Here is a 23,480-nt window from a genome sequence, read left to right as displayed (position 1 = left end):
CGCTCTCTTTTTCTATTATTGCAACACAACAACATGAACAGGAAAGTCATCTTTGTTTTTTACACGCTGACTGTCATCGTACTGGCAGGGAGTACACTTGTCGAACACGCAAACGGAACTGGTTTTGCTGCACGGTATATCTATGGTGCATGGTGGTTCACGCTCCTTTGGATGCTGCTTGCCGTGTCAAGCCTGCCTTATATTCTCAAACTGCTCAAGAAAGACAAAAGCAAACTGCTCCTGCATCTTTCCTTTTTCATCATGCTTGCAGGAGCTCTCCTCACCCATCTGCTCTCGACACAGGGGGTTGTACATCTTCGGCAAGGACAGCCCGTCAACGCTTATACAGAGCAAATAGCGGATGACGAAACAGATACGGCACGGTTACCGTTCACAATAGAACTTACAGACTTTGAGATCAGTTATCATCCAGGTACAAAGGCTGCAAGCGACTATACAACCCATTTCACCATCAAAGACGACGGGGCAGAGATTCCCGCACAGGTCTCAATGAACAAGGTATTCGACTATGCAGGCTACCGCTTCTATCAGTCAAGTTACGACGCAGACGGACAGGGCAGCTATGTGACGGTAAAGAGCGACCGATACGGCACACCGGTGACTTATATGGGCTATGCCCTGCTGTTTTTTTCTCTGATATGGTTGCTCATCCGTCCGAAAGGCACATTCCGCCAACTGTTGAAGAGTCCGATACTCAGGAAGTGTGCGGTAATCGTCTTCGCCTTGTTTTCTGCACATCATGCTGCCGCCGCTCCATCGTTTCCCCAAAGCACTGCCGACAAGTTCGGAAGACTGTATATACTGCACAACGACCGCATCTGCCCCTTGCAGACCTATGCCATGGACTTTACAAAGAAACTCTGTGGAGAAGATGCCTATAAGGGCATGACCGCCGAACAGGTTCTCATGGGTTTCATTTTCTGGAGAAAGGAATGGGACAATGAGAAGATATTGAAAGTGAAGGATGGAGCGTTCAAGGATGAGTTCCATCTCGGCGATTACGTCTCTCTCAATGATTTGTTCTCAATGGGCAGCTATCGTCTGAAAGCTCCCATAGAAGAATATTACAACGGCAACAAGGATGCCTATCACAAGGCTGCAGCAGCCTTGGATGAAAAGGTGAACCTTGTCATGGAGCTTCAGAATGGGACACCTCTTGCCATCTTCCCTTACAGACAGAAGGGCAGGACGGAATGGTACGCCCCCAACCAGGAGTACCCTGCTGACATTGACCGGGCGGATATAGCCTACTGGCAGGGCTTCTTTTCAACGCTCTATGCCGATGCGCTGTCGGCAAATAACGCTCAGGCTGACGAAGCCATCAAGCAGCTTTCTGCCTATCAGCAGCGCAACGGCGGTAACAGCCTGCCTGATGTGTATGCCTATAAAGCAGAACGGTTGTACAATGCCCTGCCTCTGGCGACCATCCTTTTCATGTTCAATCTGACGATTGGATTCTTTGCTTTTGCGTTCCTTATCTATCGTCTGATGGGCAGCCAGAAGCCGGAGAAGGGAGAACATACGATACGGAAAGGATATACTGCGCTCTTCTTTCTTCTGCTTCTTTCGTTCCTTGTCCTAAGCTATACACTCGGCCTGCGCTGGATGATTTCCGGCAATATACCCATGGCAAACGGCTATGAGACGATGCTCACCGTTGCATGGCTTACGCAGCTGCTTGCACTTGTCGGTTATCAAAAGGCACGGATTCTGATTATCTTCGGGTTTCTTCTGTCGGGTTTCTTCCTGCTTGTAAGCCATATATCACAGATGGACCCGGCCATCGGACAGATGATGCCTGTACTGAACTCTCCCCTGCTGAGCATACACGTCAGTATCATCATGATGAGTTACGCCCTGTTGTCAATCACCTTCATCTGTGGACTGACAGCACTCCTGCTGCATTCGGCCGGTAGAATCACGCCGGATAAACGTGAAGCTGTCCTGCAGCAGGCAGAGGCCTTGCAGGTCCTTTCACGTATCTTCCTCTATCCGGCCGTCAGCACATTAGGAATCGGTATCTTTATCGGTGCCATCTGGGCAAACATGAGCTGGGGGACTTACTGGTCGTGGGATCCCAAGGAAACATGGGCGTTGATAACCTTCATGGTCTATGCTGTTGTACTTCATACACATAGTCTGCCTGTCTTCAAGCAGCCGTTCACTTATCATTTATACATCACATTGGCCTTTCTCACTATCCTCATAACCTACTTCGGAGTCAACTACATTCTGGGCGGTATGCACTCATACGCGTGAAGTCCGGGGACTTCTGAAGAGATGGCAGTCTTTTAAACAGACAGATCCCAGCTTTCTTCTTGCAAAAGCTTGGCAGACGATGCGGCTGAAAGAGGAAGCTGGATTTTTTGCAGATAGAAGTAAATGACCGCAGGGAAACGACAGGTTCCATCGTACCGACAGGTAATGTGGATCTATCTTTAATGACCGATTGAGGATAAATCATCCATCCCCCCACCTGTTATTCTGTATAAGACCGTGACAGGGAGAATGCTTCCTGTACACCTCCTGCCGATGTGCTGATGCCCATCACACATCGTGCTGTCGGTAAACACCAGCCGTGCTGATTCCCCGCACGTTTGCCGTTTGCTGCCGGAATGAATCTTTCTGACAGGGAAGGCTGAAGATACCGCATAGAAGCAAAGACGCAAAGAGCCGACCAGATTCCATCGACGGCAGACCTGTGCGGGAAATTCAGAACAGGCCTTAAGCCTTAAAGTTGAGGCTGTGCACTGGCATCAGAAGACAGACCTCCGAGAAGATGCTCCTGTACAAATCTTTCGCCCAACAGAAAGCCCTCCTCGTAAAGCGCCTCGAGCCTGTTGATGTCCTTTTCCATCCGTCCGACGACGACCGGCCTCTCTGGACGAATCACCAGTATCTTCCCCTGTTCTTCCAGTTCGTCCACCTTGTCGAGCTGCTGGTTGTACGCTTCCACACGATGGCTTAAAGCGACACGCAGACGGGGATAGTTCCGATAAACGAACTTGGGCTGTTTGTGGTCCCGTCCGGTATCTCTCCATCCTTTGTTGCGTGTGCAGACAACCACATTCGTCTCATGACCGGCCTCTATGGCCCTCATGACCGGGATGGAATCGACGATACCGCCATCCAGCATCGGCTTGCCGTCAATCATGACGATTTTGCAGACATAAGGAAGACTTGAAGACGCACGTGCCAACTCATTGAGCCGATGCGTATTTCCGGATGTCTCCGTAAGATATTCCGTGAACCCCGTCTCACAGTTCGTCATAACCATTTCAAAGCGGTAGCCTCGCCTGCAATTGCGGAAATATTCATCGTAATCAAAGGGGACAAGCTCGTATGGGAACCGATGATACAGCAGTTCAGGGTCGAAGATACATCCCTGTGTGACAAGATGGCGCAGCCCGATATAGTTGTATTTGGCAAGCATGTCAATATTGGAGATGCGTGCCCGGCGCGGTTGCCGGCTGGCATACGAAAGTCCATTGCACGCCCCCGCCGACACGGCTACGATGTAGCGGAAATAAAGTCCATGCTTCATAAAGGCATCAAGCACGCCCGAGGTGAAGACACCCCGCATCCCTCCTCCTTCCAGTACCAATCCCGTATTCTTGTCGAACTGCATAAAATCTCGTTAAAAAACAACTGCAAAGTTAATAACTTTCAAACAAAAATAGCTATCTTTGCAACCAAACCATCTAATTTTTGAAATATGTTTAACAAAGAAACCTATGTAAAGCGCCGGGCAGAGCTGAAGAAGCTTGTCGGAAGTGGTATCATCATTCTCTTCGGCAACAACGAATCGCCTGCAAACTTTCCTGCGAACGGGTATTATCCTTTCCGACAGGATTCATCCTTCCTCTACTATTTCGGTCAGCAGCGTGACGGACTGGTCGGTGTCATCGACATCGACAATGACACCGAAACGCTTGTTGGCGATGACATTGATATTGAAGACATCGTCTGGTACGGCAGCGTCGATTCCGTGAAGGACATGGCCGATGCGGTGGGCGTGGCGAATACTGTCAACATGAAAGGACTGAAGACCATCTGCAACAATGCGCTGCGCGACCGCCGCAAAGTCCATTTCCTGCCTCCCTACCGCGCGGACATCAAGATCCAGATTTTCGACCTCTTCGGCATTCATCCCAATCAGCAGAAGGAATCTGCCAGCATGGACCTGATCCATGCGGTGGTCAAGATGCGTTCCACGAAGACACAGGAAGAAATCGAGGAACTGGAGCGCGCAGCCGTCATCGGCTACAAGATGCACACGACGGCCATGATACTGGCCAGACCGGGCGTGACAGAGAAGTTCGTAGGCGGCCAGCTGGATGGCATCGCCCAGTCATACGGCTCGATGGTGGCGTTCCCGACCATCTTCTCACAACACGGCGAAATCATGCACGGAAATCCGTCCATGGCGGTTCTGGAATCCGGACGGCTCGCTTTATGCGACTGCGGCGCAGAGACCATCAACCACTACTGCTCCGACAACACCCGTACGTTCCCCGTGAACGGGAAATTCACCCAGAGGCAGCTGGAGATCTACAAGGTAGTAGAAGAATGTCACGATGCGGCGCTGAAGTATGCGAAGCCCGGTGTGAAATACGCCGATGTCCATTTCGCCATCTGCCGCATCCTCTTCGACCGGATGAAAGAGCTGGGACTTGCCAAGGGTGACACGGAGGCGGCCGTGGCTGCCGGCGCCCATGCCATGTTCCTGCCTCACGGACTGGGACACATGATGGGAATGGATGTCCACGACATGGAGTCATTCGACCAGATCAATGTGGGCTTCGACGAGGAGACACGCCCCAACCTTGAGCAATTCGGCACCAACTGCCTGCGTATGGGACGCCGCCTCGAGGAAGGGTTCGTCGTCACCGACGAGCCGGGCATCTATTTCATCCCTGCCCTTATCGACGAGTGGCGCGCCAAGAAGCATTGTGCGGAGTTCCTGAACTTCGACAGGCTGGACGAGTACAAGGACTTCGGAGGAATCCGCCTTGAAGACGACCTCCTCATCACAAAGGACGGATGCCGCTTCATCGGAAAGGACCGGATTCCATATCATCCGAAGGATGTAGAGGACTTCATTGCCGCAAACAGAAAATAAGAATTACGTTAATAATTAATATTTCATCAAGGTTGCCGCAAGGGAAGCCCCCCGCTACGGCAACCCCATTTCTTTAAAAACTTATGAAAAAAACTTTAGTTGCAGCCGTGCTCGCTTTGGCAGCGATAGGAGCGAATGCCGCAGACAAGAAGGAAGGTGCAGCCTCCAACAAGCCTGTCTTCACAGTTGTAAAACAGATTCCGATCACCAGCATCAAGGACCAGCACCGTTCCGGTACGTGCTGGGACTATTCCACGCTGAGCTATTTCGAGGCGGAAATCCTGAAGAAGACCGGGAAGACCTACGACCTCTGTGAGAGTTTCGTAGCCAACAAGACCTATATGGACCGTGCCACGCAAGTGATCCGTCTGCACGGCGACTGCCAGTTCGCACAGGGCGGTTCCGCATACGACGTACTGTACACCCTCGAGCACAACGGCATCTGTCCGGAGAGTGCCATGCCGTTCCCGGGCTCTCTCTATGGTGACTCCCTGAACAACTTCAATGAGTTCTTCTCTCTGCTGGAACCTTACGTGAATGCGGTTGCCCGCAACAAGGCCAACAAACTCTCAGGCCAGTGGAAGGTGGGACTGCAGGGGATTCTTGACGCTTATCTCGGCAAATGTCCGGAGACCTTCACCTATGAAGGCAAGCAGTACACCCCGAAGAGCTTCGCCGCAAGTCTCGGTCTGAACTGGAGCGACTACGTAAGCATTACCTCCTACACCCACCACCCATTCTACACGAGTTTCCCGGTAGAGGTTCAGGACAACTGGCGCAACCCATTGTCTTACAACCTGCCGATGGACGAAATGATGCGCATCATCGACAATGCAATCATGAACGGCTATACCGTGGCATGGGGCGGCGATGTCAGCGAACCCGGCTTTACCCGTCAGGGACTGGCCTACATGGTGGACGGAAAGAAAGTGGAAAGCCTGAAAGGCAGTGACATGGCGCACTGGCTCGGCCTTTCCAACGCCAAGAAGAAAGACATCATCGACTCCCTCGGTGTCAATGTGCCGGAGGTGGTTCCTACACAGAAACAGCGTCAGGAGCGTTTCGACAACTGGGAGCTGACAGACGACCACGGCATGCTGATCTTCGGTATCGCCAAGGACCAGAACGGAAAAGAGTACTACATGGTGAAGAACTCCTGGGGGGAGACCGGCGACTACAAGGGCATCTGGTACATGACCAAGAATTTCATCGCAGCCAATACAATGGATTATATGGTGAACAAGAACGCCATTCCAAAGGATCTCCGCAAGAAGATGGGGCTCTGAGAATCCTGTCGGATTCAGGAAGCACAGCCAGGATGATCCGTCATGGAGACAGCTTCCTGCCCTCTTATATTGATCGACAAGCCATCCCGCTCCAAATCTCTGGGGCGGGATGGTCTGTTTCGGGCAAGTCCTCTTCAAGGCTGATGCGCAGGGACGGTCTACCCTGCAGGCAGTTGTCCTCCCTTATAAGGAAAAAAGAAAGGTTCTTCCGTCAAATGCGTAGATTGGAAATAAAGGCTTATGCGCTTGCATGGTATGACCGTCCAGAATTGGATGGGCTTACAAAGGAGAAGGAGGATGAACTGCAAGATAAAATGCAGAAAAGGAAAAATGATGCGCCGCTTGTCCATCAGCAGGTCTTCCCGTCTTCTACAAACAACTTATTCCCCTATCATCGGTATTTGTAAACTGTTTTCATGCAACGCAAGGCAACACATGCCCTTCTGGCTTCTAAAAGATGCCTGATTGACTTGCAACAGGTGCTCTTTTAGTGCCTTACCAACGCCCTTTTGAAGTCCAATCAGGCACCTTTTAAAAACGGTTTGACAGCTAATTGATTTACTGCTGGTTACAGACTTTCTTTTTCGCACGTGTTTGTATATTCACAGATGATTCATTTGAAATTATGTAATGGTTTTTCAAAACCTTGTCTGTATTTTCAATGTATTAAAATGAAAAGGCTCTTGTATCGGAGGAGGATAACAGGATAGACAGCTGACGGTCTTGGCTATGTTTTTGTTTAGTGATTAACTTCGTGTCTTCCGTTAAAGCTATACGAAAAGCATCCACGCATTGGACGGAAGGACCTATATTTCCCTTGAAAAAGAAAGGGGAAACAGAATACACCCCATAAGACAGGAAAACCCAAAGGGCCGGCGACATTCCTATCAGCAACGTACCAGTGGAGAAACAGCCGCCCGACGGGGATTATAGAAATCACCTAAATATTGAGCGTACGACATTCACCTTTGGCTTTTTTTTTGTACCTTTACGCTCAGAAATAAAAACAATTGGAAATGAATTTCAAATGGAACTACACGCCACCCACTGCTGAACAGGATCATACCGCCGCCGAACTGGGAGAAAAGCTGGGCATCAACCCTATTCTCGCCGGACTGCTGATCCGCCGTGGCATCACAACGGAGAGTGCCGCCAAGCGCTTCTTCCGTCCACAGCTTGCCGACCTCATCAACCCGTTCCTGATGAAGGACATGGATGCGGCTGTCGACCGGCTCAACGATGCCATGGGGCACAAGGAGCGCATACTCGTCTACGGCGACTACGATGTAGACGGCTGTACGGCTGTGGCGTTGGTATATAAATTCTTGCGCCAGTTCTATTCCAACATCGATTATTACATCCCCGACCGCTACGACGAGGGGTACGGAGTGAGCCGGAAAGGTATCGACTTCGCCAAAGAGACCGGTGTCAGGCTCATCATCATCCTCGATTGCGGCATCAAGGCCATCGAGGAGATCGCCTACGCCAAGGAACAGGGAATCGACTTCATCATCTGCGACCACCATGTCCCAGACGAGTCAATGCCGCCGGCCGTGGCCATCCTCAACCCGAAACGGCCGGACGACAGCTATCCGTTCAAGGATCTATGCGGCTGCGGTGTAGGATTCAAATTCATGCAGGCATTTGCCAAAAACAACAATATCCCGTTCTCACGGCTCATCCCCCTGCTCGATTTCTGTGCCGTAAGCATTGCAGCCGACCTGGTGCCTGTCGTGGATGAAAACCGCATCCTTGCCTTCCATGGGCTGAAGCAGTTGAACCAGAATCCGAGTCTCGGGCTGAAAGCCATCATCGATATCTGCGGACTGAACGGCCGCGAGCTGTCCATGAGCGACATCATCTTCAAGATTGGGCCGCGCATCAATGCCAGCGGCCGCATGGAGAACGGGAAGAAGAGTGTCGACCTGCTTGTTGAAAGGGAATACGGCATGGCGTTCAGACAGGCAAAACACATCGACGAATACAACGAACAGCGGAAAGACGTAGACCGCCAGATGACCGAGGAAGCCAATCAGATCGTGGCACGCCTGGAGAGCCAGAAGCATCAGTCGAGCATTGTCCTCTATGACGAGCACTGGAAGAAAGGGGTCATCGGGATTGTCGCCTCGCGGCTGACCGAGATTTATTTCCGCCCCACCGTGGTGCTGACCCGTGACGAGAACCTTGCGACTGGATCGGCACGCAGCGTAGCAGGATTCGATGTGTATGCGGCCATCAAGAGCTGCCGCGACCTGCTGCTGAATTTCGGCGGACACACCTATGCTGCCGGCCTGACGATGAAGTGGTCGGATGTGAAAGAGTTCCGGAGACGGTTCCAGGACTATGTCGAAACCCATATCGAACCCGAACAGCGTGAGGCGATACTGGACATAGATGCTGTCATCGACTTCAAGGATATTACCAAGAAACTGCACAATGACCTGAAGCGTTTCGCCCCGTTCGGCCCAGGCAATACCAAACCGGTCTTCTGCACATTGGATGTGTACGACTTCGGAACAAGCAAGGTCGTCGGACGTGAACAGGAACATATCAAGCTGGAACTGGTCGATTCCAAATCGAACAATGTCATGAACGGCATTGCCTTCGGGCAGAGCGCATCCGCGCGATACATCAAGTCCAAGCGTTCGTTTGATATTGCCTACACCATTGAGGACAATGTCTTCAAACGTGGTGCCGTACAGCTGCAGATAGAGGACATCAGGCCTACGGATGAAAGCTGACGGGAGAACCGGGACAGACTACGCCGCTTCCCGGACTGTCCCGAAAGGAGATACGGTTTTCTGACAATCGGGGAGGAAACAAGGGGCAGACCGTGTACTGCGCTCTCCTTCTCTTCTATGGCAGAGACCTTTCCTGTAACTTTAGCAGAAGTATTGCGTGTTCCACTTATATCCCCAGACCTCAGAAATCAGACCTCACAGTTCCATGTCCTACCTTGACATTCTTCATCAATATTGGGGCTATCCCGACTTCCGCGGCATCCAGAAGGACATCATAGAGAGCATCGGTGCAGGAAAGGATACCTTGGGGCTCATGCCGACGGGCGGAGGAAAGTCCATCACTTTCCAGGTGCCGGCATTAGCCCGGGAAGGGATATGTATTGTCATCACGCCTCTCATCGCCCTGATGAAGGATCAGGTGGACCATCTTCGCCATCAAGGTATTCCGGCGGCTGCCATTTACTCGGGCATGCACCGTGATGCCATCGTGGCGACCCTGGAGAACTGTATCTTCGGAAGGACAAAACTGCTTTATATATCACCGGAACGCATCGGGTCTGACATCTTCCAGATAAAACTGCGCCACATGAAGGTCAGCTTCATTACCGTTGATGAAGCTCACTGTATCAGTCAGTGGGGATACGATTTCCGGCCTTCTTATCTGCTGATTGCCGACATCCGCAAGCTGGTGCCCCATGTACCGGTCCTCGCACTGACTGCGACTGCTACTCCCGAGGTCGTCGATGACATTCAGGACCGCTTAGGCTTCAAGGAGAAGAATGTATTCCGCATGAGCTTTGAGCGGAAGAACCTTGCTTATGTTGTCCGGCAGACGGAGGACAAGGATGCGGAAATGATACACATCCTACAGTCCATCCCCCAGACGGCCATCGTTTATTGCCGCAGCAGGAAACGGACAAAGGACGTCGCACAGATGCTCACACGACAGGGAATCTCCGCTACATGGTATCATGCCGGACTGGAACCCGCCATCAAGGACCAACGGCAGAACGACTGGCAGAACGACCGGATCCGTGTCATTGTGGCGACAAATGCCTTCGGAATGGGCATCGACAAGCCCGATGTACGTGTGGTGATCCATATCGACTGCCCAAGCTCACTGGAGGCTTACTTCCAGGAGGCAGGCCGGGCAGGACGTGACGGAAAGAAGTCATACGCCGTACTGCTGTATAACGGAAACGACAACCGGGTCCTGCAGAAACGTATAGAAGACACATTCCCTCCCAAGGAGTATATCCAGACCGTCTACGAACATCTGGCTTATTTTTATCAGATTGGAGTGGGCAGCGGTGCCGGATGTACCTTCGAGTTCCCGATAGACAAGTTCTGTACGACCTTCAAGCACTTCCCTATCCGTGCCAGCGCCGCACTGACCATCCTGCAGCGGGCAGGCTATATCGACTATGAACAGAACCCCGACACCAAGGCCCGGATCCGTTTCCTGCTGAACCGTGACGACCTTTACCGGCTCGATGCGCTCAGCGACAAAGAGAATGAAGTCGTCACGGCCCTTCTCCGCAACTACGGCGGACTGTTCTCGGATTATGGCTATGTCGATGAAAGCTATATAGCGCAGGAAGCCGGGCTTGACAGGAACCAGACCTACATGATACTTGTAAACCTGAGTAAAAAACGTATCATCAACTTCATCCCCAGAAAGAACACACCGCTTGTCCGATACAGAAGTGACCGGATTGACGGCGCGGACGTCATCCTCGACAGAAGCGTGTATGAAGACCGGAAAGAACAGTTTGTAAAAAGGATCCGCTCTGTGATAGACTACGCACAGAACGGACGCATCTGCCGGAGCAGACAGCTGCTGCTTTATTTCGGAGAGAAAAAGTCGGCAGACTGCGGACAGTGTGATGTGTGCCTTTCACATACTGAAACGGATGACAATGCCATACGCAAGCTGATCAGACAGCAGCTACTGGAACTGCTGGCTGACGGCAAGAGACACCACGTCACCGAAGTCCGCCGGCTGAACAGCAACTGGGATCTTGCAGGAGAAGTGATGAGAGAGATGGTCCTGGAGGAGGAAATACTCATGGAAGGCAGTTATCTTCTCCAACCATGACGGACAGCGTCTCCCTATAATGAAACTGTGGAGTCTCCGCCATACACGGTGACGAAGTGAAACTTCCTCAGGCAAACAGGACCCTGCAGCGACAGACTTCCGTCTCTCCGCAGTCCGGGCCTTCCTTGGCGATTCTGACATTGAAGTCGACATCGGTCTCTCTCCGCTCACAATAGAAATGAAGCCTGTCACCTTGATGAGACTCGGCCACATAAGCGATCTCAAACCGTCTGACCGGATGCTTCCTGTACCAGTCCAGATTCCACAGATCCAGAATGTGCTCAATATATTTCACGGAATTGACGTGCCCGTTGACATCCACATCACTGTAACAGGTATCAGTCTGCCGGACCGGACTCGCCTCACCGCTCATCTTCACGCGGGATGACTGCGCGATCGGACAGGGATACTCTTTCTCAATATAATCCTTGATCAGACCGCCACGCACAGAAAGAACATCTGCAGGCTGGCGGGTTTCTACATCAATCATCGCCCAGATGCTTTTTCCATAACCATAGACATGACCGTCCTGCCCGGTAATCTTGAAGTTCCGGCTTGTAAAGAAACGCATCACGTCATCGACCCAGGTTTCAACGGAAAACCTGTCATACGCCCCTGGCATATCATCCATCTCTACGGCCAGCCTACTCAGCACCCACGTCTTGCGGACGGTATTGAGATAGTTCATGCCGTAACCTCGTTCATTGCTATGGAAATCCGCGGCATTCAACAGATGGTTGCCCAGATGCCCCATGAACAGATGACCGGAGAAGTCGCAGTGAAACGGCTCTGCCAGAAATTCATATTTTCCAATCTTTGATAGCTTTTCCATCTTCCTTTTCTCCTTTTTTCAACTGATTAACCTCTATTCCACTTTTCTCCGACAGCGCCTGTGGATATGTTCTGTTTTCTTCTACGAGATTCTATAATGAATCATGCAGTGGAGGGAACATATCCGATATACCGTATAGGGAAAAGAAAAGCTTTCACAGGAAAGCTGCACACCACACTACACAATGACTTTCGACGCTGATTCTCAAAAAGAAAAGGGATGCATCCCACAAGATGCATCCCCGATAGTTATTCTGTCGGAAGGATAAACCTCCTTGACCAGTTGCTTCAGATTACTTTACGTAAACAACAGCAAGACGGTTAGAAGTCGTACCCTGTACGCCCTTACCAGTAGCCTCGTCAACATTCACGCCACGAGCCTTGAGGTAGTCAGCAACTACATCGGCACGAGCCTGAGACAGACGGTCGTTGATTTCCTTAGAACCCTCTGGAGAAGCAGTACCTACAACCTGAACGTGAGAGCCTTCCTTGATGTTGTTCAAAGCAGACTTAGCGTCGTTTGTAAGAGCATACTTGCCCTGTGCGAATGTTACGAATACGAGGTCGGAAACGGTGAACTCCTTAACGGCCGGAACTTCCTTGACAACCTCCTTGGTGATAACCTCTGGCTTGCGGTTGCGGAGCTCGTTGATCTGAGCGTTCAGAGCATCGATTTCAGCCTGGTCACGCGGAGTAACGATTGTGAAGTTGTGAGTACCGTTAGAGTTCTTGAACTTGTAAACGAGACCTGCATTCAGCTGTACAAATGAGTTGTTGATGTTGTAAGCTGGCTGACCTGCATTGGAACCAGCCTTGTAGTTGTAGTCATTAGTATAGTCAGCATAATACGTCTTCCCAGGATTAGCGGGATCGACTACAAGGTGCTTCTTTGCAGCCTGACCCAGGAAAGCGAAGTTGATTGACGGCTCAACATATACCTGCCACTGCTTCTCTGAACCGAAGTTGAAAGCGAAGTCAAGAGCAGCCTTGGAAGTCATACGGTTACGCTGACCGGAAGTAAGCTCCTTGAAAGCCTTGTCGCTTGTGAACACGTGTGCCCAGCCGAGACCGTAGAGTGCGCTTACCTCGAATGCACGTGGCTCACCCTTGTAGCCGCCGAACCAGTTGCTCAGGTTTACAGTACCGAGCAGGCTGACGTTTGTAGCGCGAACGGCAGTACCTGTTGAACCCCAAGGCTTGTTTGAGAAGTATGCGTTACCCTCAACAGCCAGACCGAACACCGGAGTGAAGTAGCGGCCGACACGGATACCTGCATTAGGGTCGAGGTCGCTCAACCACTTGTGACCTGTTGTCTTTGTTGCAACACCACCGTTAATACCTACGTAGATGTTGTCGAATGTCTTGCTCTCTGCAACTGTCTGAGCAGATACAGAAGCAGCCATAGAGGCTGCAGCCAACATTAAAACTAACTTTTTCATTTCTCTCTGAATTAATTAATATTTATAATATAAATTATAGAATCAACATTCTTAATCGGCTGCAAAGTAATAAAAAAATAATGAAACCGCCAAATGTTTTTGAGGAAAAATGTGCACAACACCCCCTATTGTGAGCAATAATGACATAAAGCAAGCGTTAAAGAACAATATGTTATCAAAACAGATGAAAAAAACGAGGTGTGCGGGATTGGCTTGATGAAATCTGATGGAAGTACTGCGAAGACTGTTCAAACTGTCAGACCGCCGTATGCTTCGAATAGAATGAAACGTGGGGATTATCTTTGCCAGACTGGAGGGGGGCACTATGTTCCACCTATTATTATATAGAGGCACGACGCTTGTCTATTATAAGGTATAAGGCTCTTTCGTTAACTGAATGGATAGGAATGAAGGTAGAGACTTGTAATACTCGCCAAATTCAACACTCGGAAGTCAGAAAAACCTCCTTCCCTATTGACCGTTTCAAGCCCTCGTAAACATCAGAACAACCGCAGCCATCGAGTAATCAACTCTTTGGCAGCGGTTGTTCTCTACAAATGACGACCGTCTTCAGCTGGGAACGAGTTTATACACTCCCTCCCCCAAAAACGAGTTCTTCCGTTAAATGCGCGGATGCTTTTTCGCATAGCTTTAACAGAAGAACCGAAGTTATTCATTAAAAAAACAGCCAAGATTATCAACTGCCTATTCTGTCATCATCTCCTGATAAAAAAACTTTCCAATTTAATATGTCGGAAACAAAGATGAGATATTGAAAAAACATTATATAATTTCAAACGAATCATCTGCAAATAAAAAAGACACGTGTAGAAAGCAAGTTGGTAATCAGCAGTCAATCAAATGGTTATTAAACCGTTCGTAAAAGGTGCCTGATTGGACTTCAAAAGGGTGTTGGTAACACGCTGAAAGAGCATCGATTGCAAGTCGATCAGGCATCTTTCAGAAGTCAGAAGAGCCTGTTTCGACTTTGGTTGCATGAAAACAGTTTACAGACACCGGTGATATAGGGATGGGGTTGTCTGTAGAAGACGGAAAGACAGGCCGATGGACAGGCATCGCATCAATTTTCCTTTCCTGCATTTTACTTTGCAGTTTACCTTCCTTTTTGTAAGACCATCTGATTCTGGACAGTCATACCATGCAAGTGCATAAGCCTTTATTCTTCCAATCTACGCATTTAACGGAAGAACCCCAAAACGGAATTATCTTCTTAAACGAAACCGCACATGGGCGATTTACGTCTTATCGGAGGGCATGAATACAGGTATTGGAAAAGGGGCTGTCTGGATCCGGCTATCCATCACCCTTTCATGCCAAAGCTATACGGAAACCTCTGCAAGACTCGCTGACAAGAGAATTCGGCATCCACAGCCTGCTGGCAGTCAGAACCGTCCCTTTGAAGTCAGCAGGGCTTTTCCGATCCCCCATGCAATTACACAACACCTGTCTGCACATTTGACGGAAGAACCGATATGTATAAAGTGAAAGGCAGACGGCAAGAAAACGGTTCGGAATCCCGGCTCGGACAAGGGCTGCGCCGGGAAGAAAGTCAGAACCTGTATCCGTCAATATCCTTAAAGCCGTTAAGGAAAGCCTTTACATCCATCCGTCGCTTTCCCGCCAGCTGTACATCGAGAAGTTCGAGGAGACGGTCTGCCGTACTGACATAAAGACGGTTCCTTTCAACGATGAGCATGCCGCCGGGTGCAAGGCTCTTCCGGTCCGTCCCGACAGTCTTGAAAATCTTTATGGGAATCGCCTTTCCCTCTTCTCCCTCAACGGCATGGAGCACACTCCATGCACCGGGATACGGACTGAGGCCCCGTATGAAGTCATAGATCTTCTTGGAAGGCTGCTGCCAGCATATTTCACAGGTCTCCTTGAATATCTTGGGGGCAGGATGAAGATCAATCCCTGCACATGGCTGCGGTCTGCTGACTCCGTCGAGGATATGGCGGAATCCTGCTTCTCCCAAGGCTTTTTCCGGCAGTCTGGATGCAATGAGGTCGACGGTCTCCATGGCAGCCTCCGCCCCTAAATACATCAGACCGTCGTAGACATATTCTACATCAGCCGTATCAGGTATAGGAAAGGGCTTCTGGAGAATGATCCTCCCGGTATCAATATCCTTGTCAAGGAAGAAAGTCGTCACGCCGGTTTCCGTCTCTCCGTTGATGACCGCCCAGTTGATCGGGGCGGCCCCGCGATATTGTGGAAGCAAAGCGGCATGCACATTAAACGTACCGAACCGGGGCATAGCCCACACGGCCTCCGGCAGCATCCGAAAAGCGACCACCACCTGTAAATCAGCCTTATAAGCCCGCAGCTGCTCCATGAAGACCGGATCCTTCATCTTCACGGGCTGGAGGACAGGCAGTCCGCATTCTACGGCATACCGCTTTACGGCAGATGGCTGCAACGTGTCCTGATGGCGGCCGACGGGCTTATCCGGCTGTGTGACAACGGCTACGACATTGTATCCGTTCTCCACCAATGCCTTCAGAGACTCCACGGCAAACTCTGGAGTGCCCATGAACACAATCCGTATATCTTCTTTTTTCATTGTCTTTGAGGATTTAAATCATTGAGAACACCGTGCCCGCTTCTTCCAATGGGGAGGACAGACCGGAGACGGCATCGACAGTAGTCAGGAATTATTCCGCACTGAAGTCAGCCACCAGCTGGCGGTACATACTATACAGATGCGTTCTGGAGATATATCCTATCAGTTGTCCGTCTACGCTCACGACCGGCAGGTTCTGTGCCCCGGTACGGTCAAAGGTCTTCATCACGTCTTCCATCGGGTCGTTCACGCCAAGCGTGGCGGCAGGAGGTGTCATCAGCTGGCTTACATGGAAACGATGATAAAGTTCCGTCCGGAAAATGATATAACGGAGTTGATTGATGTCTATCTCGCCGAGAAGGTTGCCACTGTCATTCAGTACCGGGATGTAATCGTTACGGCTCGCACTGAGTGCATGTACGAGCTGCCCCATCTCCATGTCAGGATGTACCGATGTGAAATCGCGGTCGATGATCTTGTCCATGCTCATCAGCGTGAGGATGGATCTGTCAGTATGATGTGTGAGAAGTTTCCCCTGTTTCGCCAGGCGTACGGCGTAGATGCTGTGATGCTCGAAGATGTTGATCGTGAGGTAAGAGCTGATTGTCACGATGATCAGCGGAATGAAAAGCTGGTATCCTCCGGTCAGTTCGGCGATGAGGAAAATGCCTGTCAACGGCGCATGCATGACGGCCGCCATGACGGCTGCCATGCCATAAAGCGTGAAGTTCTTTTCAGGTATATAGACTCCCAGCTGCTGCATGTTCCACAGGCGCGCAAAGAAGAATCCCCCGAACCCGCCGATGAACAGAGCCGGGGCGAAGGTTCCGCCGCATCCTCCGGCCCCGTTCGTCGCACTGGTCGCAAAGACTTTCGTCATCATCACAAGTCCGACATATAGGACGAGGAGCTTTGTCTGTCCTGCGAACATGGAACCGCTCATCACCTGCATCCAGTCGGCTTCGGTCTTTCCTTCGATGAACAGTCCGAGGCTGCTGTATCCCTCACCGTAAAGAGACGGAAAGAGAAAGATCAGCGGGGAGAGCACCAGCCCTCCGACGAGGAGTTTCAGGTAAGGACGCGAGGACAGCTTCCCGTATCCATTCTCACACCACGACATCATACGCATGAAATAGAGGGAGAGGAATCCGCAGGCGATGCCCAGCAGGATTGTCGGAGGGACACGGTCGAGTCCCCAAAGATAATCCATCTGAAAACGGTACATCGCAGCCCCGCCCGTAAAGAAATAGGAGAAGCACGTTGCCGTAACGGAGGCGATGAGAATGGGTAGGAGCGAGGCCATGGTCAGGTCTACCATCAGTACCTCAAGGGTAAATACCAGTCCCGCTATCGGCGCCTTGAAGATGCCCGACACGGCAGCCGTGGCCCCGCAGCCTACAAGAAGCATGAGCGTACGGTTGTCCAGATGGAAGATCCGCCCGAGGTTGCTGCCGATGGCCGAACCCGTCAGAACGATCGGAGCCTCCGCCCCTACCGATCCTCCGAAGCCGATGGTTATGGCGGAAGCAACGATGGACGACCATGTGTTGTGCGGTTTCAGACGCGACTGTTTCGTTGAGATGGCATAGAGCACACGGGTGATGCCATGGGAGATATTGTCCCTTACAATGTACTTCACGAACAGGCTTGTCAGCCAGATCCCCACGACCGGATAGATAAGATACAGCCAGTTGATGGTCTTCACCTGGAAGCCGGAGGTCACCAGTTCTTCGATCAGATGGATGATAAAATGAAGGACGTAGGCTGCCAGTGAGGCAAGGAAACCTACGGCGAACGCAAGTACCAGAACCAGCTCACGGTCGGATACGTGCTTCTTGCGCCAAGTATCAAATTGAGAGACAATCCCGAGTTTATCAGATACCTCCATCTAACCGTTCGATTATTTCCTTATGATTTTCACCTGACCGTCAATCCCCAGCTTCACGATACTTGAAGGAACGTGGGGCTTGTGCTCCTGCCGTCTCGACTCACAGATATAGTCTACCCCGTCGAGAATCTCCTGTGAGATGTCACAGTAGTTCTGTGCAGCCGGCTCACCACTGATGTTCGCAGATGTGCTTACGACAGCTTTCTGGAAGCGATAGCAAAGTTCATGGGAGAAAGGCTCTTTTGTAATGCGTATCCCGATAGACCCGTCTTCCGCAATCAGGTTGCCGGCAAGGTTCACGGCACCGTCGAGAATCAGTGTCGTCGGCCTCTCCACGGCATCAATGAGCTGCCAGGCTACATCGGGCACATTGCGCACATACCGTTGCAGGCGGTCATCCGAGTCTACCAGACAGATAAGCGCCTTGGAATCATCCCTTCGCTTTAAGGCATATACCTTTGCGACAGCCTCTGCATTGGTGGCGTCGCAACCTATTCCCCACACAGTGTCTGTCGGATAAAGAATAATTCCACCTTTTCTCATCACCTCAATCGCTTTTCTGATGTCGTCTTCCTGTTTCATCTCCGGTAATTACTAATTCTGTACAAGCCATGATAAGCAGACGCAAAGATAGGGTAAAAAAATGAAATCACAAAACAAAAACCGCAAAAAGAAAGGAACCATAAGGCATCCGGCAGGATAACCGGAGGGACTGGACGAAGGTGTCTCCGACAGATGTCAGGTAGCAAGAAGACGGTTTCCATAAGGAGGGAACATTTTTCTTGTTCTTCCGAAACAGGGAGTGATAAAGTAAGCCTGCCACATAATAAGGCACACGGAGGAGCGGAGAAAGCAGAGGGAAAAATATCATGGAGGTGCCGACGGCACAAAAGAGCGACAGAGAGGTGGCGTACGGAGGGCTTTTTATTTTCGGGAGAAACGCCATTCTTCATTCTCACAGGCAAATGCTCGGATAAAACGCTCGGATAAATTCCGTTGCTCCACGCAACGGCGGTGCCTCCGTTATAGGGTCTTTGCCTCCTTCACTCCCTGCCTCTGTGGGATATTTCATCTAAATTATAATGTGGGATATTTCATCTAAACTATAATGTAGAATATTTCATCAAAGCCATCAACGCCCGAGCCAGACCTCATCACGCCAATTTCCTGAAGACCCATTTTTCTTCGGCGGACTGGCAGTTGTTTCCGCAAAATTTATGTAAATTTGCAATGTCCATTTATTATGCAAGATATGAAGCAGATAATCACCCTCTTATCGCTCCTTCTGATATTGACGGCATCCTGCACGGACAGGGAGAAAGCAGAAGAGACGGTCCCCAAGGGCGTAGACACCATCCCCATGCTGGTAACGCAGGTGCAGCAATGCTCCCGCCTTTACACCACAGAGTATCATGTCCACAAGATCATCACACACGATGACGAGATGAAAGTGTCCGGTACATTCATGAAACGCGACTTCAGCATAGATCTCCCATTGGGAGAAAGACGCATCGCGATTCCCATGGATGCGACGCTCAAGGCATACATAGATCTATCAGGATTCAGCGGAAAGAACATACGCAGAAACGGGAGACAGCTCGTCATCACCCTGCCCGACCCGAAAATCACTCTGACCTCAACGAAAATCGAGCACAAGGACGTAAGACAGTATGTCGCCCTGACCAGACGGAACTTTTCGGATGCAGAACTGACAAGTTACGAAGCACAAGGGAGAAAGCAGATCATCGATGCCGTCCCGCAGATGGGCATCATCGAACAGGCACAGGCAAGTGCCGCCCGCCAGCTCGTTCCGATCTTCACCGCAATGGGATACAAGGATTCGGAAATAACCATATCCTTCCGGAAGAGATTCACGATCAGCGACCTGAAGCAACTGATTAAAGTAAACGAAAAAGGATGATGATGATGAAGCACGAAACACCAGACAACACCATCGCCAGACCTGTGCAGACGGATGACAGGCACGGCAGACACCGGATTTTCCATGCGATCCTGTTCCTCTACAAAAACCGACTGCTTATACTCCTTGCCCTTGTCTGTCTCGCAATCGGACTTTTCCTGTGGCTGAACTCATCCAACAAGGTAGATGTCGCAGTCGACCAGCGCATCGACATTACGCCGACACAGATACAGCAGATACAGGATATCGGACAGTGGGAGTTCCTGTCCATCAATGACGAAGAGCTGCTCGACACTGTGAGCCGCGGCTTCTTCTCAGACTCAGAACTTGTCCGCATCTACTATGGAACGGTCCGCTTAGGCATCGACCTCCATAAGGCGAAGCCGCACTGGATCCGCATAGAAGACGACAGCGTCGTCGTGGCCCAGCTCCCCTCCATAGAACTGCTCGACACCGATTTCATCGATGAAGCAAGGTCACGCTCTTTCTTCGAGAAAGGGAAATGGACGGCCGCTGACCGTGAGCAACTCTACAACCGCGCCTACCGGATGATGCTCGCACGCTGCATGACCCCAGAGAACATAAAGACAGCGGAGGCGAATGCCCGCCAGCAGTTCACACAGTTCCTGAAGGCCATGGGCTACAAGCACATGAGGGTGGGTATCACTCCAAGGTGAGCTTTTCCAAAGCCTCCTTCATGTCTTCCGCAAACCTCGGATGCGTCAGCAGAAAGTCCTTCTTCCCTGCTGCCAGCTTCGCATAAAGTTCCGGATTCATCGAATCCACATACGAACTGACGGCGTACTCTATATCGTCCTTCTGCCGTTCACTGTGCGAGAAGGCATACACCTGATATTTCTGATGGAAGAAGCAGTAGGCTTCCTCTATGCTGTCTTTTGTTATCATATCCCACCCTTTCGTGTCGTGTCCGCAATGGAGGAAAAGTATTTCCACAAAGGAGCTGCCATCAGCGCCTGGATGAAGTCGCCCTGCACCAGCATCCGCTTCACTTCCTCCTTGGACCGCAGGAAGACTTCGATATCTTCCGTCTCATCAAGGTGCTGGCTGCCCGTCTTCTTCACGCCACAGGCGTGGAAGCAGTGACAGAGGTTGTCCATCATCCCGGGATTAGGAGCTATCGTCATGATTTCTTCCCATCTGCCGCCCGTATAACCAGTTTCTTCTTCCAGTTCGCGCCGGGCGGCCTGCAACGGTGTCTCCCCCGCTTCTACCACCCCTGCGCAGATCTCCGTCGAGACAACGCCGAGTCCGTGCCTGTACTGACGCTCCAAGACGATCTGTCCCTCTTCCGTCTCCGCAATGACATTGATCCATGCCGGATAGGAAAGCACATAATACTCATCATAGACCCTGCCGCCGGGCAGTTGAACCGTATCGCGTCTTGCCTTCAGCCATGGCCGGTCAACAAGCCGCACCGAAGCGAGCGTCTTCCATTTCATTTCCCGCTCGTCACGCATCTTTTCATGTCCCATAACACGTACCGTCTTTTTCTGATGGCACAAAGTTATCATATTCTTTCATAATATGCAAGCAAACAGGGCGGGTTCTGCATATTATTTATCTGCGGTGCGGCCGTTCAAGGAATGCCTCCAGGCTTTCCCACGGCAGGCCGTGCCTTCGCTCCTTCCGAAAGAAAAGATACGCCATGCAGCGGAAAGAGAAGCCCGAAGCTGCCGCATAGACGGAACCGCATGGATTCAGGAGTCCTTCTGGTCATGCAGCAGGGACATTCGACCCATACGGAACGGAAAACGACACTTCGGCCAGAATATTTCAGATAAATTGACAAAAGTCTCATTTCTTATTTGTAATTTTGTAAACGAGGACACAGGGGGCTGCCGCTCCCCCTATCACTCACAGTCAAAGGCAGTCCCTGCGGCAGGGGACTGCTCTATGGAGGACATAGCTATGAGACGTAAACCTAAGATGCACAACGAGCAGGAGTTTGACATCGACAACATCTACCAGGAGGATGACCGGCAGCTTGAAGTCCGGGAAGCCTATTCCTTCGAGGGGATTGTCAGACAGTTCTGAATGGGAAAAAACAACTGAACGCAAGCCCCGTTTTTCCGCAGGTGTCCAGCCATGCGGAAAGACGGGGCTTTCTGTATCTCCGGGAAAAACTGTTCCGGGCCGGCCGGGGAAGGAGCATCCGGCAGGTCTTTTCGTCTTTCCAGCCGGCGGATGCCGCTCCTCCCCGGAAGAAGCACGGCGGTCAGGCAGAGGAAAGGGTGAAATGCAGGATGCCGCAAGGACGGCAGGACGAAAAGGCTGGCAGGCTTCTACTTGCCGGCACGGCAACATGAATGGATGGAGACCTGTCCGGAATCCATCCCCGCCAGACACGAGAATGCCGGATGACCTGCCTGCCACCCGGGGCATGACCGGCGCTGTACGGTATCAGGCGGATTCCGGCCAGGGCCTCTGCCGTAAGGTTCTAATTATTGTTAATTAAAACGGAAATACCCGTCCTGTTCATGACGTATGCCATTAATTTTTAGTACCTTTGCACCCGATTATGCCGTTATGGGCTCAGAACAAGTGCTGGAAAGATGCTCAGCCGCCCGGCGGTACAAACCCGTTTACAATAATAAAATGTACGCAATTGTAGAAATTAACGGTCAGCAGTTCAAGGCTGAAGAAGGCAAGAAGCTCTTCGTCAACCACATCAAGGATGCGGAAGAAGGCAAGGCTGTTGAGTTTGACAAGGTTCTGCTGGTCGACAACAACGGAACAGTCACTGTAGGCGCACCGACAGTTGAGGGCGCAAAGGTAGTAGCTGAGATTGTAGCTCCTCTCGTAAAGGGCGACAAGGTCATCGTCTTCAAGATGAAGCGTCGCAAGGACTACAGGAAGAAGAACGGTCACCGCACCCACTTCACTCAGGTAGAAATCAAATCAATTAACGCTTAAAAAGGAGGACTTAAGAATGGCACATAAGAAAGGTGTAGGTAGTTCTAAGAACGGTCGCGAATCAGCTTCGAAGCGTTTAGGTGTCAAGATCTGGGGTGGCCAGAAGATCGCAGCGGGCAACATCATCGTTCGCCAGCGCGGCAACAGGCATTTCCCGGGCGAGAATGTAGCACAGGGCAAAGACGACACATTGTATGCACTTGCAGACGGTGTTGTCTACTTCCACAAGGGAAAGTACAACAAGAGTACGGTCTCTGTCCTTTCGGAGGAAGTCTACGCTGCCAAGACCGTAAAGCCTGAGGCTTAAGCGAAGCAAACAAACAAAACTATTCCAAACAACATAATCCCGGTTTCCGACAAGGAGACCGGGATTTATGCGTCATGGGGGTAAAGCCTTTTCCTCAAACAAGGAGAACCAGATAAACCGGCTGTCCGGACAGAAGCCACCTGCCAGAAGACAGAAAGCATACGGTTGGGACCGTCAACCAAGGTTTTAAAAAGGCGGAAAACAGCCGGCCGAAACATCAGACGACACGGCAGGCGGCTTTACAGGCACACCGGGAATCGGATTCCCGGTGCTTGGGAACAGCATTCCCAAAGCCTGGGAACCGGATT

19 protein-coding genes are annotated in these 23,480 nt (G+C 51.0%); 11 read left to right on the top strand and 8 right to left on the bottom strand.

Annotated elements, in window-relative coordinates:
• Positions 1–33 precede the first annotated feature (33 nt).
• Positions 34–2,280 carry a cytochrome c biogenesis protein CcsA gene (gene ccsA / locus J4864_RS01660; RefSeq protein ID WP_211814368.1) on the top strand — a complete coding sequence of 749 codons (2,247 nt, stop codon included), beginning with the start codon at positions 34–36 and terminating at the stop codon, positions 2,278–2,280.
• 472 nt (positions 2,281–2,752) lie between these two features.
• On the opposite strand, the gene J4864_RS01655 is transcribed toward ccsA, so the two are convergent.
• Positions 2,753–3,649 carry a patatin-like phospholipase family protein gene (locus J4864_RS01655; RefSeq protein ID WP_007368439.1) on the bottom strand — a complete coding sequence of 299 codons (897 nt, stop codon included), beginning with the start codon at positions 3,647–3,649 and terminating at the stop codon, positions 2,753–2,755.
• A gap of 87 nt (positions 3,650–3,736) precedes the next feature.
• On the opposite strand from J4864_RS01655, the gene J4864_RS01650 reads away from it, so the two are divergent.
• The 5 genes from J4864_RS01650 to J4864_RS01630 all read left to right on the top strand — a co-directional run bounded on the left by J4864_RS01650 (position 3,737) and on the right by J4864_RS01630 (position 11,268).
• Positions 3,737–5,143, top strand: coding sequence for an aminopeptidase P family protein (locus J4864_RS01650; RefSeq protein WP_007368438.1), 1,407 nt, complete (start codon positions 3,737–3,739; stop codon positions 5,141–5,143).
• A gap of 83 nt (positions 5,144–5,226) precedes the next feature.
• Complete coding sequence (locus J4864_RS01645) at positions 5,227–6,429, top strand: C1 family peptidase (protein WP_007368437.1); 1,203 nt, start codon at positions 5,227–5,229, stop codon at positions 6,427–6,429.
• A 32-nt stretch (positions 6,430–6,461) separates the two neighbouring features.
• Positions 6,462–6,836: a hypothetical protein gene (locus J4864_RS01640; RefSeq protein WP_211814367.1), complete on the top strand. Its 375-nt coding sequence runs from the start codon at positions 6,462–6,464 to the stop codon at positions 6,834–6,836.
• Positions 6,837–7,445: 609 nt separating this feature from the next.
• Positions 7,446–9,170 carry a single-stranded-DNA-specific exonuclease RecJ gene (recJ, locus tag J4864_RS01635; protein WP_211814366.1) on the top strand — a complete coding sequence of 575 codons (1,725 nt, stop codon included), beginning with the start codon at positions 7,446–7,448 and terminating at the stop codon, positions 9,168–9,170.
• 205 nt (positions 9,171–9,375) lie between these two features.
• Positions 9,376–11,268, top strand: coding sequence for a RecQ family ATP-dependent DNA helicase (locus tag J4864_RS01630; RefSeq protein WP_211814365.1), 1,893 nt, complete (start codon positions 9,376–9,378; stop codon positions 11,266–11,268).
• 67 nt (positions 11,269–11,335) lie between these two features.
• On the opposite strand, the gene J4864_RS01625 is transcribed toward J4864_RS01630, so the two are convergent.
• The 5 genes from J4864_RS01625 to J4864_RS01605 form a co-directional block, all read right to left on the bottom strand.
• A complete protein-coding gene (locus tag J4864_RS01625; RefSeq protein ID WP_211814364.1) occupies positions 11,336–12,100 on the bottom strand; it encodes an acyl-[acyl-carrier-protein] thioesterase in 765 nt (254 codons plus the stop codon).
• A gap of 292 nt (positions 12,101–12,392) precedes the next feature.
• On the bottom strand, positions 12,393–13,538 hold the full coding sequence (locus tag J4864_RS01620; protein WP_007368432.1) for an OmpA family protein: 1,146 nt from the start codon (positions 13,536–13,538) through the stop codon (positions 12,393–12,395).
• Between the two features lie 1,570 nt (positions 13,539–15,108).
• Positions 15,109–16,122, bottom strand: a complete 1,014-nt coding sequence (fmt, locus tag J4864_RS01615) for a methionyl-tRNA formyltransferase (RefSeq protein WP_211814363.1) — start codon at positions 16,120–16,122, stop codon at positions 15,109–15,111.
• 91 nt (positions 16,123–16,213) lie between these two features.
• Entirely contained in the window at positions 16,214–18,010 is a 1,797-nt protein-coding gene (locus J4864_RS01610) for a chloride channel protein (RefSeq protein WP_007368427.1), read from the bottom strand.
• Positions 18,011–18,022: 12 nt separating this feature from the next.
• Positions 18,023–18,592: an L-threonylcarbamoyladenylate synthase gene (locus J4864_RS01605; protein WP_007368426.1), complete on the bottom strand. Its 570-nt coding sequence runs from the start codon at positions 18,590–18,592 to the stop codon at positions 18,023–18,025.
• 670 nt (positions 18,593–19,262) lie between these two features.
• On the opposite strand from J4864_RS01605, the gene J4864_RS01600 reads away from it, so the two are divergent.
• Both J4864_RS01600 and J4864_RS01595 read left to right on the top strand, forming a co-directional pair.
• Positions 19,263–19,931 carry a DUF4230 domain-containing protein gene (locus J4864_RS01600; RefSeq protein WP_211814362.1) on the top strand — a complete coding sequence of 223 codons (669 nt, stop codon included), beginning with the start codon at positions 19,263–19,265 and terminating at the stop codon, positions 19,929–19,931.
• A complete protein-coding gene (locus J4864_RS01595) occupies positions 19,928–20,608 on the top strand; it encodes a DUF4230 domain-containing protein (RefSeq protein WP_394371007.1) in 681 nt (226 codons plus the stop codon). Before J4864_RS01600 ends, J4864_RS01595 begins: the two co-directional genes overlap by 4 nt.
• Here J4864_RS01595 and J4864_RS01590 read toward each other — a convergent pair.
• Positions 20,595–20,837 carry a hypothetical protein gene (locus J4864_RS01590; protein WP_007368423.1) on the bottom strand — a complete coding sequence of 81 codons (243 nt, stop codon included), beginning with the start codon at positions 20,835–20,837 and terminating at the stop codon, positions 20,595–20,597. The two genes, J4864_RS01595 and J4864_RS01590, sit on opposite strands and share 14 nt — an antisense overlap.
• Positions 20,834–21,424 carry an NUDIX hydrolase gene (locus tag J4864_RS01585; RefSeq protein WP_211814361.1) on the bottom strand — a complete coding sequence of 197 codons (591 nt, stop codon included), beginning with the start codon at positions 21,422–21,424 and terminating at the stop codon, positions 20,834–20,836. Before J4864_RS01585 ends, J4864_RS01590 begins: the two co-directional genes overlap by 4 nt.
• A 436-nt stretch (positions 21,425–21,860) precedes the next feature.
• Here J4864_RS01585 and J4864_RS11885 point away from each other — a divergent pair, with 436 nt between their 5' ends.
• The 3 genes from J4864_RS11885 to rpmA all read left to right on the top strand — a co-directional run bounded on the left by J4864_RS11885 (position 21,861) and on the right by rpmA (position 23,172).
• Positions 21,861–21,986 (top strand): hypothetical protein, encoded by a 126-nt coding sequence (locus J4864_RS11885; RefSeq protein WP_257009595.1) that lies wholly within the window; start codon positions 21,861–21,863, stop codon positions 21,984–21,986.
• 561 nt (positions 21,987–22,547) lie between these two features.
• A complete protein-coding gene (rplU, locus tag J4864_RS01580) occupies positions 22,548–22,865 on the top strand; it encodes a 50S ribosomal protein L21 (RefSeq protein ID WP_040554753.1) in 318 nt (105 codons plus the stop codon).
• A 16-nt stretch (positions 22,866–22,881) separates the two neighbouring features.
• Positions 22,882–23,172, top strand: coding sequence for a 50S ribosomal protein L27 (gene rpmA / locus J4864_RS01575; RefSeq protein WP_007368418.1), 291 nt, complete (start codon positions 22,882–22,884; stop codon positions 23,170–23,172).
• Positions 23,173–23,480 lie beyond the last annotated feature (308 nt).

Origin of the sequence: Prevotella multiformis, from assembly GCF_018127985.1 — a bacterium.
Classification (GTDB): Bacteria; Bacteroidota; Bacteroidia; order Bacteroidales; family Bacteroidaceae; genus Prevotella; species Prevotella multiformis.
The sequence above is the reverse complement of the archived record's forward strand: the minus strand, read 5'-3'. Positions and strand labels throughout refer to the sequence as shown.